This window comes from Kosakonia arachidis, assembly GCF_900116535.1.
Taxonomy (GTDB): domain Bacteria; phylum Pseudomonadota; class Gammaproteobacteria; order Enterobacterales; family Enterobacteriaceae; genus Kosakonia; species Kosakonia arachidis.
In genome coordinates, this window is sequence record NZ_FPAU01000003.1 from 572132 (window position 1) to 588287 (window position 16156).

The 16156-nt window shown below is 52.1% G+C and carries 14 protein-coding genes; 11 read left to right on the plus strand and 3 right to left on the minus strand.

What is annotated here, in order from left to right; genetic code table 11:
• From leuB to leuL, 3 genes are all read right to left on the minus strand, one after another.
• Positions 1-1092 carry a 3-isopropylmalate dehydrogenase gene (gene leuB / locus BM427_RS14380; protein ID WP_090122532.1) on the minus strand — a complete coding sequence of 364 codons (1092 nt, stop codon included), beginning with the start codon at positions 1090-1092 and terminating at the stop codon, positions 1-3.
• Positions 1092-2663, minus strand: coding sequence for a 2-isopropylmalate synthase (leuA, locus tag BM427_RS14385; protein WP_090122534.1), 1572 nt, complete (start codon positions 2661-2663; stop codon positions 1092-1094). The genes leuB and leuA overlap by 1 nt, the downstream gene beginning before the upstream one ends.
• A gap of 91 nt (positions 2664-2754) precedes the next feature.
• On the minus strand, positions 2755-2841 hold the full coding sequence (gene leuL / locus BM427_RS26360; RefSeq protein WP_139234418.1) for a leu operon leader peptide: 87 nt from the start codon (positions 2839-2841) through the stop codon (positions 2755-2757).
• Between the two features lie 475 nt (positions 2842-3316).
• Here leuL and leuO point away from each other — a divergent pair, with 475 nt between their 5' ends.
• The 11 genes from leuO to mraY all read left to right on the plus strand — a co-directional run bounded on the left by leuO (position 3317) and on the right by mraY (position 16155).
• Positions 3317-4279 (plus strand): transcriptional regulator LeuO, encoded by a 963-nt coding sequence (leuO, locus tag BM427_RS14390; RefSeq protein ID WP_090122535.1) that lies wholly within the window; start codon positions 3317-3319, stop codon positions 4277-4279.
• Positions 4280-4670: 391 nt separating this feature from the next.
• Positions 4671-6395 carry an acetolactate synthase 3 large subunit gene (gene ilvI / locus BM427_RS14395; RefSeq protein WP_090122537.1) on the plus strand — a complete coding sequence of 575 codons (1725 nt, stop codon included), beginning with the start codon at positions 4671-4673 and terminating at the stop codon, positions 6393-6395.
• Positions 6396-6397: 2 nt separating this feature from the next.
• Positions 6398-6889: an acetolactate synthase small subunit gene (gene ilvN / locus BM427_RS14400; protein WP_007373137.1), complete on the plus strand. Its 492-nt coding sequence runs from the start codon at positions 6398-6400 to the stop codon at positions 6887-6889.
• Positions 6890-7069: 180 nt separating this feature from the next.
• Complete coding sequence (cra, locus tag BM427_RS14405; protein WP_043955019.1) at positions 7070-8074, plus strand: catabolite repressor/activator; 1005 nt, start codon at positions 7070-7072, stop codon at positions 8072-8074.
• Between the two features lie 619 nt (positions 8075-8693).
• Complete coding sequence (gene mraZ, locus BM427_RS14415) at positions 8694-9152, plus strand: division/cell wall cluster transcriptional repressor MraZ (protein WP_090122539.1); 459 nt, start codon at positions 8694-8696, stop codon at positions 9150-9152.
• A gap of 2 nt (positions 9153-9154) precedes the next feature.
• Entirely contained in the window at positions 9155-10096 is a 942-nt protein-coding gene (gene rsmH / locus BM427_RS14420; protein ID WP_090122777.1) for a 16S rRNA (cytosine(1402)-N(4))-methyltransferase RsmH, read from the plus strand.
• The gene (gene ftsL / locus BM427_RS14425; RefSeq protein ID WP_007373141.1) at positions 10093-10458 is read left to right on the plus strand and encodes a cell division protein FtsL; all 366 of its coding nucleotides are present in this window, start codon (positions 10093-10095) and stop codon (positions 10456-10458) included. The genes rsmH and ftsL overlap by 4 nt, the downstream gene beginning before the upstream one ends.
• Positions 10459-10483: 25 nt before the next feature.
• A complete protein-coding gene (locus tag BM427_RS14430) occupies positions 10484-12250 on the plus strand; it encodes a peptidoglycan glycosyltransferase FtsI (protein ID WP_090122540.1) in 1767 nt (588 codons plus the stop codon).
• Complete coding sequence (murE, locus tag BM427_RS14435) at positions 12237-13724, plus strand: UDP-N-acetylmuramoyl-L-alanyl-D-glutamate--2,6-diaminopimelate ligase (protein WP_090122542.1); 1488 nt, start codon at positions 12237-12239, stop codon at positions 13722-13724. The genes BM427_RS14430 and murE overlap by 14 nt, the downstream gene beginning before the upstream one ends.
• Positions 13721-15079 carry a UDP-N-acetylmuramoyl-tripeptide--D-alanyl-D-alanine ligase gene (gene murF, locus BM427_RS14440; RefSeq protein ID WP_090122543.1) on the plus strand — a complete coding sequence of 453 codons (1359 nt, stop codon included), beginning with the start codon at positions 13721-13723 and terminating at the stop codon, positions 15077-15079. The genes murE and murF overlap by 4 nt, the downstream gene beginning before the upstream one ends.
• Positions 15073-16155: a phospho-N-acetylmuramoyl-pentapeptide-transferase gene (mraY, locus tag BM427_RS14445; protein ID WP_090122545.1), complete on the plus strand. Its 1083-nt coding sequence runs from the start codon at positions 15073-15075 to the stop codon at positions 16153-16155. Before murF ends, mraY begins: the two co-directional genes overlap by 7 nt.
• Position 16156 lies beyond the last annotated feature (1 nt).

Consider the following 16156-nt stretch of genomic DNA (forward strand, 5'->3'; position numbering starts at 1 on the left):
TTACACCCCTTCGGCGACAAAACGGGCAATAATATCGCCCATTTCATCGGTACTGACAGCCGCGGCGCCACGGGCTAAATCACCGGTACGCACGCCTTCTTCTAATGCTCGGTTGATTGCGTTTTCGATAGCAGAAGCCGCTTCACCTGCGTCCAGGCTATAACGCAGCAGCAGCGCCAGCGACAGGATCTGCGCAATCGGGTTAGCAATATTTTTACCGGCGATATCCGGGGCTGAGCCACCCGCCGGTTCGTACAGACCAAAACCCTGTTCGTTCAGGCTTGCTGAAGGCAGCATACCCATCGAACCGGTGATCATCGCACACTCATCGGAGAGGATATCGCCGAAGAGGTTAGAGCACAGCAACACGTCAAATTGGGACGGATCTTTAATCAGCTGCATAGTCGCGTTGTCAATATACATATGCACCAGTTCAACATCCTCATATTCGCTGGCAATTTCATTGACGATTTCGCGCCACAGCAGAGAGGTTTGCAGAACGTTGGCTTTATCAATTGAGTGCACTTTTTTACGGCGTTTACGCGCTGATTCAAAAGCAATACGCGCGATACGTTCGATTTCAAAACGATGATAGACCTCGGTATCGAAGGCCTTCTCATGCTGACCACTGCCTTCACGGCCTTTCGGCTGGCCGAAGTAAATACCGCCAGTCAGTTCACGTACGCACAGAATATCGAAGCCATTAGCGGCGATATCTTCACGCAGTGGGCAGAAAGCTTCCAGCCCCTGATACAGTTTGGCCGGTCGCAGATTACTGAATAATTTGAAGTGCTTACGCAGCGGCAGTAGTGCACCACGTTCCGGTTGCTGTGCCGGCGGCAGATTTTCCCATTTCGGGCCGCCTACGGAGCCAAACAGAATGGCATCTGCCTGCTCACAGCCTTCAACGGTTACCTGCGGCAGCGGGTTGCCGTGACGGTCGATGGCGATACCGCCCACGTCATAATGGCTGGTAGTGATATGCATGCCAAAGCGGCTACGCACGGCTTCCAGTACTTTCAGGGCTTGCGCCATGACTTCCGGACCGATACCGTCACCCGGTAACACAGCAATATGATAATTCTTCGACATCACACGGTTTCCTTGTTGTTCTCTTTGTTCTGCGCTTTACGTTGCAACTCTTTTTCGACTTCGGCGGCGCGCCAGATATTGTTCAGCACATGCACCATGGCTTTTGCTGAGGACTCAACGATATCTGTCGCCAGACCCACACCGTGGAAGCGGCGGCCATTGTAATTGGCGACGATATCAACTTGCCCCAGCGCATCTTTGCCGTGGCCTTTGGCGCTGAGACCATATTTCACCAGCTCGATGTCGTACTCGGTGACACGGTTAATGGCCTGGTAGATTGCATCAACAGGGCCGTTACCATTGGCGGCTTCGGTTTTAATTTCATCACCGCAGGCCAGCTTGATGGAGGCGGTTGCGATGTCGTTGGAGCCGGACTGCACGCTGAAGTAGTCCAGGCGGAAATGCTCTGGCTCTTCCTGCTGTTTGTTAATGAACGCCAGCGCTTCCAGGTCGTAATCGAAAACCTGGCCTTTTTTATCCGCCAATTTCAGGAACGCTTCGTACAAGTTATCCAGGTTGTAATCTGCTTCCTGGTAACCCATCTCTTCCATACGATGTTTTACCGCCGCACGGCCTGAACGGGAGGTCAGGTTTAACTGCACCTGATTCAGACCAATGGATTCCGGTGTCATGATTTCGTAGTTTTCGCGGTTTTTCAGCACGCCATCCTGGTGAATACCGGAGGAGTGGGCGAAAGCGCCAGTGCCGACAATCGCTTTGTTCGCCGGAATCGGCATATTGCAGATCTGGCTGACGGTCTGGCTGGTGCGCCAGATTTCATTGTGATTGATACGTGTGTGCACGTTCATAATATCTTTGCGCACCTTAATCGCCATGATCACCTCTTCCAGCGAGCAGTTACCGGCACGTTCACCAATACCGTTCATCGCGCCTTCAACCTGGCGCGCGCCGGCGTGTACCGCTGCGATGGCGTTGCCAACGGCCAGTCCTAAGTCATCATGGGTATGTACAGAGATAATGGCTTTATCGATGTTCGGTACGCGGTCATACAAGCCGGTGATGATATTGGCGAATTCAAACGGCATGGTGTAGCCGACAGTATCCGGGATGTTGATGGTTTTTGCCCCGGCGTTGATGGCGGCTTCGACCACTCGCGCCAGATCGTCGATTGGCGTACGGCCCGCATCTTCGCAAGAGAACTCCACATCATCGGTATAGTTACGTGCGCGTTTGATCATGTAAATTGCACGTTCAATCACTTCATCCAGCGTACTGCGCAATTTGGTGGCAATATGCATCGGCGAGGTGGCGATAAACGTATGGATGCGGAATGCTTCAGCGACTTTCAGTGATTCCGCGGCGACATCAATATCTTTTTCAACACAGCGAGCGAGGGCGCAAACGCGGCTGTTTTTCACATGGCGCGCGATGGTTTGTACGGATTCAAAATCACCCGGGGAAGAAACCGGAAAGCCGACTTCCATCACATCGACGCCCATACGTTCCAGCGCCAGGGCGATTTGCAGCTTCTCTTTCACGCTCAGGCTCGCCTGTAACGCCTGTTCACCATCACGTAATGTAGTATCGAAAATAACGACTTGCTGGCTCATGGTTTAGGTCCTTGTTATCTGAGGTCGCCTCGCTACGAGCATAAAAAAACCCGCGCCAAGGCGCGGGTTTCTGTCTTAACTGGCAGACAATTCAACTCTGAATGTCGTCCGCCGGTCTACCGCGCACAAGTGATGCGTTTAGTAGTAGTAGACCAACGAAACCGACGTTACGAATCATGAATCAAGCTCCAGGAAAAACGTTATGCTTTTAGTGGTACTGGATACGCTTGTCAAAGTCAACCCCTGCTCCTGAAAACCATCTTCAGAACAGGTGGATTGTATGGCTTCTTTTTAGTTAATTATCCTGTCATCTTGAATGAAATGCGTATTTCGTGCGAATCGATATATTGAGTGTTTGTTAATGGACGACCACGAGTTTAAAGGTCAATTTACAGAACAAGCCTTTTGCGATTTGCGTTAGGGGGTGGATGGTGGTTATGGTTACCAACAGATGAGTTTCGGAATGTTTGATAAAGTAAAGGTATATTAATCAATCATTGATTAGCGTATTAATTATCGTCACCTTCTCTTTGAGGAAATATAAAAAAATATTTAAATATTCCTAATTTTTCACGCTTTGCTTCTAATAATGCTATATGCATGATACATCATCTTCCTGAATATTATTATTACACAATTAAGGGAGTTTTATCATGACGACGGATTGCAATGTTCCTGGGGAATCTATTGACAACCATCAGGTGGTCGATGTGGTCAAACCACAGTTGCGTTCAGTAGATCTTAATTTACTAACCGTTTTTGATGCGGTGATGCAGGAACAAAACATTACCCGTGCGGCGCATGTGCTGGGAATGTCACAACCCGCTGTGAGTAATGCCGTTGCGCGGCTTAAAGTCATGTTTAACGACGAGCTGTTTATCCGCTATGGCCGTGGGATTCAGCCCACTGCGCGTTCATATCAACTGTTTGGCTCGATCCGTCAGGCATTGCAGTTGGTACAAAATGAGTTGCCCGGTCCAGGATTTGATCCACAGAGCAGTGAGCGTGTATTTAATCTTTGTGTATGTAGTCCGCTGGATAACCTCTTAACGTCAATTATTTACAATCGAGTTGAAAAGACTGCACCTAATATTAATCTTGTCTTTAAAGCAGATCTTAATCACAGTACTGAACATCAATTGCGTTACCAGGAAATTGAATTTGTGATCGGCTACGAAGAGTTTCGTCGTCCGGAATTCTCTTGCGTTCCATTATTTAAAGACGAAATGGTGTTGGTAACCAGTAAAGAACATCCACGCACTGAGAATCTTGGGACCGAAGACAGTGTTTTCAATGAACAGCATGCAGTGGTCTTGCTGGACCATTATGCTTCCTTTAGTCAGCCCTGGTATGATACGGCGGAAAAGAAGAACTGTATTGCTTATCAGGGGATGGCAGTCACCAGTGTATTGAACATTGTCGCCCAAACGAATTTGGTGACGATTGCGCCGCGTTGGTTGGTTGAACGCTTTGCTTATAGCCTGCCTTTGCAGGTATTACCTCTGCCGCTGGCGCTTAATACGCGCACTTGCTATCTCTCATGGCATGAAGCAGCAGGCCGTGATAAAGGCCATCAGTGGATGGAAGAATTACTGATCTCGGTTTGTACTCTGTAATGTGTTGACGGAATAGATCGGCTTTTTTAGTCGGTTTATTCTGCTTAATTGTGCATGGGTAGTATTTTATTTCAATTTAGGTCTTCGGCGACTTCCCGCATGGTGCTAAAAATGCATGATTTCCTGTACAACATGCCATTTGGATGATGAATGGTCATCGTCTTTCCTTATCACAGATGTTTCCACCAGATCTGATGCTCTCGCATTGTTATTCCTCTTTTGTATGCCATTGATGTCGGTGGTTTGCTAATTGCCTGCCAGATTTTGAGCGGTTATGGTAACTGCCATTCATAATCAGAATGCAGGACTTCCTGCTCTGAACAGAGCGACAGAGTGGAAATGAGTTCCGCCGTCAGTCGACAAATAACAAATATAAGCCTGGAGGCAAAGCATGGAGATGTTGTCTGGAGCCGAGATGGTCGTCCGATCGCTTATCGATCAAGGCGTAAAGAAAGTATTCGGCTACCCCGGAGGTGCAGTCCTGGATATCTACGATGCCCTGCATACTGTTGGCGGTATTGAACATGTGTTGGTTCGTCATGAGCAGGCGGCGGTGCATATGGCCGACGGGCTGGCGCGGGCAACGGGTGAGGTTGGCGTCGTACTGGTCACGTCTGGCCCTGGTGCGACGAATGCAATCACGGGTATCGCTACCGCTTATATGGACTCCATCCCGCTGGTGGTGCTTTCCGGGCAGGTTGCAACATCGCTGATTGGTTATGACGCGTTTCAGGAATGCGACATGGTGGGAATTTCCCGTCCGGTGGTGAAGCATAGTTTCCTGGTCAAACAAACCGAAGACATTCCCGGCGTATTAAAGAAAGCGTTCTGGCTGGCTGCCAGTGGGCGCCCGGGGCCGGTGGTGGTGGATCTGCCGAAAGATATTATGAACCCGGCCAACAAGCTGCCCTATTTCTGGCCGGAATCGGTCAGTATGCGGTCTTATAATCCGACGACGCAGGGGCACAAAGGACAAATCAAGCGCGCTTTGCAAACACTGGTGTCGGCGAAGAGGCCGGTAGTTTACGTGGGAGGCGGTGCGATTAACTCCGCATGCGAAACTCAGTTACGCCAGTTGGCTGAAAAACTGAATTTGCCCGTGGTCTCGTCCTTAATGGGGTTGGGCGCGTTTCCGGCGTCGCATCGACAGGCGCTGGGTATGCTGGGCATGCACGGCACTTATGAAGCCAATATGACGATGCACCATTCCGATGTTATTTTCGCGGTTGGTGTGCGTTTTGACGATCGCACCACCAATAACCTGGCGAAGTACTGTCCGGATGCGACGGTCCTGCATATCGATATCGACCCCACTTCCATTTCCAAAACCGTACAGGCGGATGTGCCCATTGTCGGCGACGCACGGCTGGTTCTGGAACAAATGCTCGAGCTGCTGGAGCAGGAAGAGCAGCCACAGCCGCTGGATGATATCCGGGACTGGTGGTTGCGCATTGACCAGTGGCGTGCACGCCAGTGTCTGAAATATGACACCCAGAGTGAAAAGATCAAACCGCAGGCAGTAATTGAAGCTATCTGGCGTTTGACAAATGGCGATGCTTACGTTACTTCCGATGTTGGCCAGCATCAGATGTTTGCAGCGCTATACTACCATTTCGATAAACCGCGCCGCTGGATCAACTCCGGCGGGCTGGGCACGATGGGTTTTGGCTTACCTGCCGCGCTCGGCGTGAAGATGGCGCTGCCCGAGGAGACGGTTGTCTGTGTGACCGGCGATGGCAGTATCCAGATGAATATTCAGGAACTCTCCACGGCGTTGCAGTATGAGCTGCCGGTGCTGGTATTGAACCTCAATAACCGCTATTTGGGGATGGTGAAGCAGTGGCAGGACATGATCTATTCCGGCCGCCATTCACAATCTTATATGGAGTCGTTGCCTGATTTTGCGCGCCTGGCGGAAGCTTACGGTCATGTGGGAATTCGTATTACACGTCCGGATGAGCTGGAAGCAAAGCTGGCGGAAGCGCTGGAGCAGGTGAAAAGCAATCGCCTGGTGTTTGTTGATGTTACCGTTGACGGTAGTGAGCACGTTTATCCGATGCAGATCCGCGGCGGCGGCATGGATGAGATGTGGTTGAGCAAAACGGAGAGAACCTGATTATGCGCCGGATACTGTCTGTACTACTGGAAAATGAATCGGGCGCGTTATCGCGCGTGATTGGCCTGTTCTCTCAGCGCGGTTACAACATAGAAAGCCTGACCGTTGCGCCGACTGACGATCCCACCTTATCGCGGATGACGATCCAGACTGTCGGCGATCAAAAGGTTCTGGAGCAGATCGAAAAGCAACTGCACAAGCTGGTTGATGTATTACGCGTGAACGAGCTAGGGCAGGGAGCATATGTTGAACGTGAAATTATGTTGGTGAAGATTCAGGCCAGCGGTTATGGTCGCGAAGAGGTGAAACGCAATGCCGAGATTTTCCGCGGACAGATCATTGACGTTACGCCGTCGATTTACACGGTTCAGCTCGCAGGTACCAGTGACAAACTGGATGCTTTTTTAGCCACGATTCGTGATGTGGCGAAAATTGTTGAAGTTGCGCGTTCCGGTGTGGTGGGGTTGTCGCGCGGCGATAAAATCATGCGCTGAATAGAATAACCTTCCATATTTTTTACAGGCCCGGTGTTCTACGCCGGGTTTTTTTTTGCGAAATCCGCCGGAACCAGAGATGAAAGCGGTTGCCGGAGTGAGCATTCTGCGCTTAGATGTTAAGGGTTTTAACCTATATCCCTAAAAAGGTTATGGAGTACATTAATTTAAGGGGCAATTGTGAAACTGGATGAAATCGCCCGGCTAGCCGGCGTCTCACGAACCACGGCAAGCTACGTCATTAATGGTAAGGCGAAGCAGTATCGTGTCAGCGACAAAACCGTTGAGAAAGTAATGGCGGTTGTTCGTGAGCATAACTACCACCCAAATGCGGTGGCGGCTGGCCTGCGCGCAGGACGCACTCGTTCGATTGGGCTGGTGATCCCGGATCTTGAAAACACGAGCTACACCCGAATTGCCAACTACCTGGAGCGCCAGGCACGTCAGCGCGGCTATCAGTTGCTGATCGCCTGCTCGGAAGATCAACCCGATAATGAAATGCGCTGTATCGAGCATCTGTTGCAGCGGCAGGTGGACGCTATTATTGTCTCTACCTCATTGCCGCCAGAGCATCCGTTCTATCAGCGCTGGGCCAATGATTCTTTCCCGATTGTCGCACTGGATCGCGCGCTGGATCGTGAACACTTCACCAGTGTTGTTGGTGCCGATCAGGATGACTCGGAGATGCTGGCCGCAGAACTGCGTAAATTTCCGGCGGAGCGCGTACTTTATCTTGGGGCGTTACCGGAGCTATCTGTCAGTTTCCTGCGTGAGCAGGGCTTCCGTACCGCGTGGAAAGACGATCCGCGTGAAGTGCAATATCTCTATGCCAATAGCTACGAGCGTGAAGCCGCCGCTCAGCTATTTGATAAATGGCTGGAAACTAATCCTATGCCACAGGCGATGTTTATAACGTCGTTTGCGTTATTGCAGGGTGTGCTTGACGTTACGTTACGTCGCGACGGTAAATTGCCGTCGGATCTGGCGATTGCGACTTTTGGCGATCACGAACTGCTCGATTTCCTGCAATGCCCGGTTCTTGCTGTGGCGCAGCGCCATCGCGATGTTGCGGAGCGGGTTCTGGAAATTGTGCTGGCAAGCCTCGACGAACCGCGTAAACCGAAAGCGGGTCTTAGTCGTATCCGGCGTAATCTTTACCGTCGCGGGATATTAAGTCGCGTATAAGTTCAGATAAAGGCAGCGTAGGCTGCCTTTTTTGTTTTGTTATCTTGCCTTTACTCAAATTATTACCTGCTGGCTTTTAAGAGAAATCCTTAATTTTTATACGGGGGCGAGATAAGTTAATTCCAGCTGCTTTTTTAAAGAGAGTTTTAAAAGGATATTTTTAAAGCAGCAATTATGATTTCTGTCTTAAATTGTTACATCTCAGAAAAGTGTTACCTTTTTCTATTAGCACACATTATCGATGTAGGGCTATTTCCTGGTGATGAGGCCGTTGCGCTCAGTATGAAGGGGTGCAATTGGTGCTGTTCAGTTGGGGCGATATGTCTTAAAATGCCGCCCGCGTCGCAAACTGACACTTTATATTTCGCGCGCAGGAATCAAATGGTTTTAAACGCGGATACGCATATTCTGTTTTTTTCTTGCAAATATTCATGACGTTAATTTGCCTCGTACGTTGAGCACTAATTCACCTTTGCAGATATTCACTGTAAATAAGAGATCTTTTGTTCTGGTTAGCCTTTGCGCTGGCTTGACAAGCTTTTCCTTCGCTCCGTAAACTCCCTTAGTGGGGATTTGTGGGATAAAGTGGTGAAAAGGGTCACTTGGGGGTGAATCGGGCATGTTCCGTGGCGCGACGTTAGTCAATCTCGACAGTAAAGGGCGGTTAGCCGTTCCGACTCGTTATCGGGATTTGCTGCTGGAGAATGCCTCTGGTCAGATGGTGTGTACCATCGACATTCGCCATTCATGCCTGCTGCTTTATCCCCTTCCTGAATGGGAAATTATTGAGCAAAAACTGGCGCGCCTGTCGAGCATGAACCCGCTTGAGCGACGCGTACAACGTTTATTGCTGGGGCATGCCAGCGAGTGCCAGATGGATAGCGCCGGGCGTTTATTGATTGCGCCTGTTTTACGGCAGCATGCCGGGCTAACCAAAGAAGTGATGCTGGTCGGGCAGTTCAATAAATTTGAGCTGTGGGACGAAACGACCTGGTATCAACAGGTCAAGGAAGATATCGACGCTGAGCAATCGGGTTCTGAAGGACTTTCAGATCGGTTGCAGGATTTGTCTCTGTAATGATGATGGAAAATTTTAAACACACAACGGTGCTGCTGGATGAGGCCGTTAATGGCCTGAATATTCGTCCGGATGGCATCTACATCGATGGCACTTTTGGTCGCGGTGGTCACTCGCGCCTGATCCTCTCCCATTTGGGGGCGGAAGGACGCCTGTTGGCGATCGATCGCGATCCGCAGGCAATTGCTGTAGCCCAAACCATTGATGATCGCCGCTTCTCCATCATTCATGGACCTTTCTCTGCGCTTGCTGATTATGTTAGCGAGCGCGAACTTGTTGGCAAGATCGACGGTATCCTTCTCGATCTTGGTGTCTCTTCACCGCAGCTTGACGATCCTGAGCGTGGCTTCTCCTTTATGCGCGATGGCCCGCTCGATATGCGGATGGATCCCACTCGCGGCCAGTCTGCTGCAGAATGGTTGCAAACAGCCGAAGAGGCGGATATCGCCTGGGTGCTGAAAACCTTTGGCGAGGAGCGTTTTGCTAAACGTATCGCGCGCGCCATTGTAGAGCGTAACCGCCTCAACCCAATGACCCGCACTAAAGAGCTGGCTGAAGTCGTTGCGGCGGCAACACCGATCAAAGATAAGTTCAAACATCCCGCGACCCGTACCTTCCAGGCGGTGCGCATTTGGGTAAACAGTGAACTGGAGGAAATAGAGCTGGCGCTAAAAAACTCGCTCGGCGTGCTTGCCCCGGGAGGGCGGCTTTCGATAATCAGCTTCCATTCTCTGGAAGATCGCATTGTGAAACGCTTCATGCGTGAGCAAAGCCGCGGCCCGCAGGTTCCTGCCGGGCTGCCGATGACCGAAGAGCAACTCAGGAAACTGGGTGGCCGTCAGTTGCGAGCCTTAGGAAAGTTGATGCCGGGTGAAGAAGAAGTGGCTGAAAACCCACGTGCCCGTAGTTCAGTTCTGCGCATTGCAGAGAGGACGAACGCATGATCGGCAGAGTGACAGAAACCCTAAGCAAAGTGAAAGGATCGTTAGGAAGCAACGAGCGCCATGCCTTGCCTGGCGTGATCGGCGACGATCTTTTGCGATTTGGGAAACTGCCACTCTGTCTGTTCATTTGCATCATTATGACGGCAGTGACGGTTGTCACTACCTCTCACCACACACGTTTATTAACCGCGCAGCGCGAACAACTGGTGCTCGAGCGCGACGCGCTGGATATCGAATGGCGCAACCTGATTCTTGAAGAGAATGCGCTCGGCGATCACAGCCGGGTTGAACGGATTGCGACGGAAAAGCTGCAAATGCAGCACGTAGATCCCTCTCAGGAAAATATCGTAGTGCAGAAATAGAAATGAATAAGGAATTACGCGACGCATGAAAGCAGCGGTGAAAACGCTTAAACCGAAACGCCAGGAAGAACAGGCCAACTTTGTGAGTTGGCGTTTTGCGTTGCTTTGCGGTTGCATCCTTCTGGCGATGGCGTTTCTGCTTGGACGGGTCGCCTGGCTGCAAGTTATCAATCCTGAGATGCTGGTGCGTGAAGGGGATATGCGTTCTCTACGCGTGCAGGAAGTCGCAACGTCGCGTGGAATGATTACCGACCGATCCGGGCGTCCACTGGCAGTCAGCGTGCCGGTGAAAGCGATTTGGGCCGATCCAAAAGAGTTACATGATGCTGGCGGCGTCACGCTGGATAACCGCTGGAAAGCGCTCTCTGACGCGCTGAACATGCCACTGGATCAGTTGGCTTCCCGTATTAACGCCAACCCGAAGATGCGTTTTATCTATCTGGCGCGTCAGGTCAACCCCGATCTCGGCGATTACATTAAAAAACTCAAGTTGCCGGGGATTCATCTGCGTGAAGAATCCCGGCGTTACTACCCTTCCGGAGAAGTGACCGCTCACCTTATCGGTTTTACTAACGTAGATAGTCAGGGGATCGAAGGTGTTGAGAAGAGCTTTGACAAATGGCTTACCGGTCAACCTGGCGAACGTATTGTGCGTAAAGATCGCTACGGGCGTGTAATAGAAGATATTTCTTCCACCGACAGCCAGGCAGCGCATAACCTGGCGCTGAGTATTGATGAACGCTTGCAGGCGCTGGTTTATCGCGAGCTGAATAACGCAGTGGCGTTTAACAAGGCAGAATCAGGAAGCGCAGTGCTGGTCGATGTTAACACTGGCGAAGTGTTGGCGATGGCCAACAGCCCTTCCTACAACCCGAACAACTTCACCGGTACGTCGAAAGATGCAATGCGTAACCGCGCGATCACTGACGTTTTTGAACCGGGTTCAACGGTGAAACCGATGGTGGTAATGACCGCACTGCAGCGCGGTGTCGTCACACCTAATACCGTGCTGAATACCGTTCCTTACCGAATTAACGGTCACGAAATCAAAGACGTGGCGCGCTACAGCGAATTGACCCTTACCGGGGTGCTACAAAAGTCGAGTAACGTCGGTGTTTCGAAGTTGGCGTTAGCGATGCCCTCCTCAGCGTTAGTAGATACTTACTCACGGTTTGGACTGGGAAAAACGACCAATTTGGGGATGGTCGGGGAACGCAGTGGCTTATTTCCTCAAAAACAACGGTGGTCTGACATAGAGAGGGCCACCTTCTCTTTCGGCTATGGGCTAATGGTAACGCCGTTACAGTTAGCGCGAGTCTACGCAACGATTGGCAGTTACGGTATCTACCGTCCGCTGTCGATTACCAAAGTTGACCCGCCCGTGCCGGGTGAGCGCATTTTCAATGAGTCTATCGTGCGCACAGTGGTGCATATGATGGAGAGCGTTGCGCTACCGGGCGGTGGGGGGGTGAAAGCAGCCATCAAAGGCTATCGCATTGCTATCAAAACCGGGACGGCGAAAAAAGTCGGCCCGGATGGTCGTTATATCAACAAATATATTGCTTACACCGCTGGCGTCGCGCCTGCCAGCCGCCCGCGCTTTGCGCTGGTGGTGGTGATTAACGATCCGCAAGCGGGTAAATACTACGGTGGTGCCGTGTCCGCACCGGTCTTCGGTGCCATCATGGGCGGCGTTCTGCGCACCATGAACATTGAGCCGGACGCGCTGACCACGGGCGAAAAAAGTGAGTTTGTAATTAATCAAGGCGAGGGTACAGGTGGCAGATCGTAATTTGCGCGACCTTCTCGCTCCGTGGGTGCCAGGCGCACCGGAGCGAGCACTGCGGGAGATGACACTCGACAGCCGTGCGGCTGCATCGGGCGATCTCTTTGTGGCGGTGGTCGGTCATCAGGCGGACGGGCGTCGATATATCCCGCAGGCGATTGCGCAAGGTGTTGCTGCCATTATTGCTGAAGCGAAAGACGAAGCAAATGACGGTGAAATTCGTGAAATGCACGGCGTTCCAGTCATTTACCTCAGCCAGTTGAATGAGCGCCTTTCCGCGCTGGCGGGCCGTTTTTACGGCGAGCCATCCGAACAATTGCGCCTGATAGGTGTAACCGGTACCAACGGCAAAACAACGACCACGCAGTTGCTGGCGCAGTGGAGCCAATTGGTGGGCGAAACCAGCGCCGTAATGGGTACGGTTGGAAATGGTCTGCTGGGTAAAGTTATCCCGACGGAAAATACCACTGGCTCTGCGGTTGATGTTCAGCATGTGATTGCAGGGTTGGTTGCGCAGAAAGCGACGTTTGCCGCGATGGAAGTCTCTTCCCACGGTCTGGTGCAGCATCGCGTCGCGGCGCTGAAGTTTGCCGCTGGCGTATTTACCAATCTAAGCCGCGATCATCTCGATTATCACGGTGATATGGTGCATTACGAAGCAGCGAAATGGCTGCTGTTCTCCTCTCACCACTACGGGCAGGCAATTATCAATGCCGACGACGAAGTCGGCCGCCGCTGGCTAGCGAATCTGCCGGATGCGGTTGCGGTATCAATGGAAGACCATATCAACCCGGATTGTCACGGCCGCTGGCTTAAGGCTACCGGCGTGGAATACCACGATAGTGGCGCGACTATTCGTTTTGACTCTTCATGGGGTCAAGGTGAAATCGAAAGCCGTCTGATGGGCGCCTTTAACGTCAGTAACCTGCTGCTGGCGCTGGCCACGCTGCTGGCGTTGGGGTATCCGTTAGGCGATTTGCTGAAAACCGCTTCACAGTTGCAGCCGGTTTGTGGACGAATGGAAGTATTTAGTGCGCCGGGTAAACCGACGGTGGTAGTGGATTATGCCCATACGCCAGATGCGCTGGAAAAAGCCTTACAGGCTGTACGCCTGCACTGCACTGGTCAACTGTGGTGTGTGTTTGGTTGCGGCGGCGATCGCGATAAAGGTAAACGCCCGCTTATGGGCGCAATTGCCGAGCAGTTCGCCGATGTGTCGGTGGTGACGGACGATAACCCGCGCACCGAAGAGCCGCGCGCGATTATCAACGATATTCTCGCCGGTATGCTGGATGCGGGACGCGCGCATGTGGTCGAAGGCCGTGCGGAAGCCGTGACTAACACCATTATGCAGGCGAAAGAGAATGATGTAGTTCTGCTGGCTGGCAAAGGCCATGAAGATTATCAGATTGTCGGGACGCAACGGCTGGATTACTCCGATCGTGTCACCGCGGCACGTTTGCTGGGGGTAGTGGCATGATTAGCGTAACCCTCAGCCAACTGGCCGGCATTCTGCGCGGTGAGTTGCACGGTCAGAATGTGACGATTGATGCAGTAACCAGCGATACCCGCAAACTCACGCCGGGCTGCTTGTTTGTGGCGCTGAAAGGCGAGCGCTTCGACGCTCATGATTTTGCCGATCAAGCCAAAGCGGGTGGCGCTGGTGCGCTGTTGGTTAGTCGTAAGCTGGACTGCGATCTGCCGCAACTGCTGGTGAAAGACACTCGCCAGGCGTTCGGCGAGCTGGGTGCCTGGGTACGTCAGCAGGTGCCGACGCGTGTGGTGGCGTTAACCGGTTCTTCCGGTAAAACCTCGGTGAAAGAGATGACGGCCGCAATTCTGAGTGAATGTGGCAACACGCTTTATACCGCAGGGAACCTTAACAACGACATCGGCGTGCCGATGACACTCCTGCGCTTAACCAAAGAACATCAATACGCAGTGATTGAGCTGGGCGCGAATCACCAGGGGGAAATCGCCTGGACCGTCGGGCTTACCCGTCCGGAAGCGGCTCTGGTTAATAACCTGGCGGCAGCACACCTGGAAGGTTTCGGATCGCTTGCGGGCGTGGCCAAAGCTAAAGGTGAAATCTACACCGGCTTGCCTGCCAACGGTGTGGCAATCATGAATGCTGACAATAATGACTGGCTGAACTGGCAGAGCATTATTGGCGATCGCAAAGTGTGGCGTTTCTCACCAAATGCGGTGAACAGTGATTTTACGGCTACCAACATTCATGTGACCTCTCACGGGACTGAGTTCACGCTGCAAACCCCAATGGGTAATGTGGATGTGACGCTACCATTGCCGGGACGACACAATATTGCCAATGCGCTGGCCGCGACCTCGCTGGCGATGGCGGTGGGCACCAGCCTGGCGGCAGTGAAAAAAGGGTTGGCAAACCTGAAAGCGGTGCCGGGGCGTCTGTTTCCGGTACAACTTGGCGAAAATAAACTGCTGCTCGATGACACATATAACGCCAACGTTGGTTCAATGACCGCCGCCGTGCATGTGCTGGCGGAAATGCCGGGCTACCGGGTGATGGTGGTGGGTGATATGGCAGAGTTAGGCGATGAGAGCGAAGCTTGCCATATTCAGGTGGGTGAAGCGGCGAAAGGCCTCGCCATCGATAAAGTTCTGAGTGTCGGTAAGCTGAGCAAGGCTCTGAGCACAGCCAGTGGTGTTGGCGAACATTTTAACAATAAAGCGGCAGTAGTGGCGCGTTTGAAGGCGCTGATTGCAGAACAGCAGATTATTACCATTTTGGTAAAAGGTTCACGTAGTTCCGCCATGGAAGAGGTGGTTCGCGAATTACAGGAGAATGGAACATGTTAGTGTGGCTGGCCGAACATCTGGTCAAATATTATTCCGGCTTTAACGTCTTTTCCTATCTGACGTTTCGCGCCATTGTCAGCCTGCTGACCGCGCTCTTCATCTCTCTGTGGATGGGGCCGCGCATGATTGCCCGTCTGCAAAAACTCTCCTTCGGCCAGGTTGTGCGTAATGACGGTCCTGAGTCGCATTTTAGTAAACGCGGTACGCCAACGATGGGGGGAATTATGATCCTCACGGCAATCGTGGTTTCCGTACTGCTATGGGCTTATCCCTCTAACCCGTATGTCTGGTGTGTGCTGTTTGTACTGGTAGGTTATGGGGCGATTGGTTTTGTTGACGACTACCGCAAAGTGGTGCGTAAAGATACCAAAGGCCTGATTGCTCGCTGGAAATATTTCTGGATGTCACTGATTGCGCTGGGCGTTGCGTTTGCGCTTTACCTCGCGGGGAAAGATACGCCAGCGACAGAACTGGTGGTGCCGTTCTTTAAAGATGTGATGCCGCAACTAGGCATTTTCTACATTCTGCTGGCCTACTTTGTGATTGTAGGTACCGGCAACGCCGTTAACCTGACGGACGGTCTCGATGGTCTGGCGATTATGCCTACGGTGTTTGTCGCTGCGGGCTTTGCGCTGGTGGCCTGGGCTACCGGTAACATGAATTTTGCTAATTACCTGCATATTCCTTATCTGCGTCACGCGGGCGAGCTGGTGATCGTCTGCACGGCGATTGTCGGTGCCGGGTTGGGCTTTTTGTGGTTCAACACTTATCCGGCACAGGTCTTCATGGGGGATGTGGGTTCACTGGCTCTCGGCGGCGCGTTGGGGATTATCGCTGTGCTGCTGCGCCAGGAGTTTTTGCTGGTGATTATGGGCGGGGTGTTCGTGGTGGAAACCCTGTCGGTGATTTTGCAGGTGGGGTCGTTTAAATTGCGTGGCCAGCGTATTTTCCGCATGGCACCGATTCACCATCACTATGAACTGAAAGGCTGGCCAGAACCACGCGTGATCGTGCGTTTCTGGATTATTTCGCTGATGCTGGTGCTGATTGGCCTGGCAACGCTGAAGGTACGTTAAT

Coding starts and splice junctions, on each gene's coding strand:
- rsmH (WP_090122777.1), top strand. CDS start 9,155: ATGATGGAAAATTTTAAACACACAACGGTGCTGCTGGATGAGGCCGTT.
- leuB (WP_090122532.1), bottom strand. CDS start 1,092: ATGTCGAAGAATTATCATATTGCTGTGTTACCGGGTGACGGTATCGGT.
- leuA (WP_090122534.1), bottom strand. CDS start 2,663: ATGAGCCAGCAAGTCGTTATTTTCGATACTACATTACGTGATGGTGAA.
- ilvI (WP_090122537.1), top strand. CDS start 4,671: ATGGAGATGTTGTCTGGAGCCGAGATGGTCGTCCGATCGCTTATCGAT.
- ftsL (WP_007373141.1), top strand. CDS start 10,093: ATGATCGGCAGAGTGACAGAAACCCTAAGCAAAGTGAAAGGATCGTTA.
- ilvN (WP_007373137.1), top strand. CDS start 6,398: ATGCGCCGGATACTGTCTGTACTACTGGAAAATGAATCGGGCGCGTTA.
- mraY (WP_090122545.1), top strand. CDS start 15,073: ATGTTAGTGTGGCTGGCCGAACATCTGGTCAAATATTATTCCGGCTTT.
- BM427_RS14430 (WP_090122540.1), top strand. CDS start 10,484: ATGAAAGCAGCGGTGAAAACGCTTAAACCGAAACGCCAGGAAGAACAG.
- leuO (WP_090122535.1), top strand. CDS start 3,317: ATGACGACGGATTGCAATGTTCCTGGGGAATCTATTGACAACCATCAG.
- mraZ (WP_090122539.1), top strand. CDS start 8,694: ATGTTCCGTGGCGCGACGTTAGTCAATCTCGACAGTAAAGGGCGGTTA.
- murF (WP_090122543.1), top strand. CDS start 13,721: ATGATTAGCGTAACCCTCAGCCAACTGGCCGGCATTCTGCGCGGTGAG.
- leuL (WP_139234418.1), bottom strand. CDS start 2,841: ATGATTCGTAACGTCGGTTTCGTTGGTCTACTACTACTAAACGCATCA.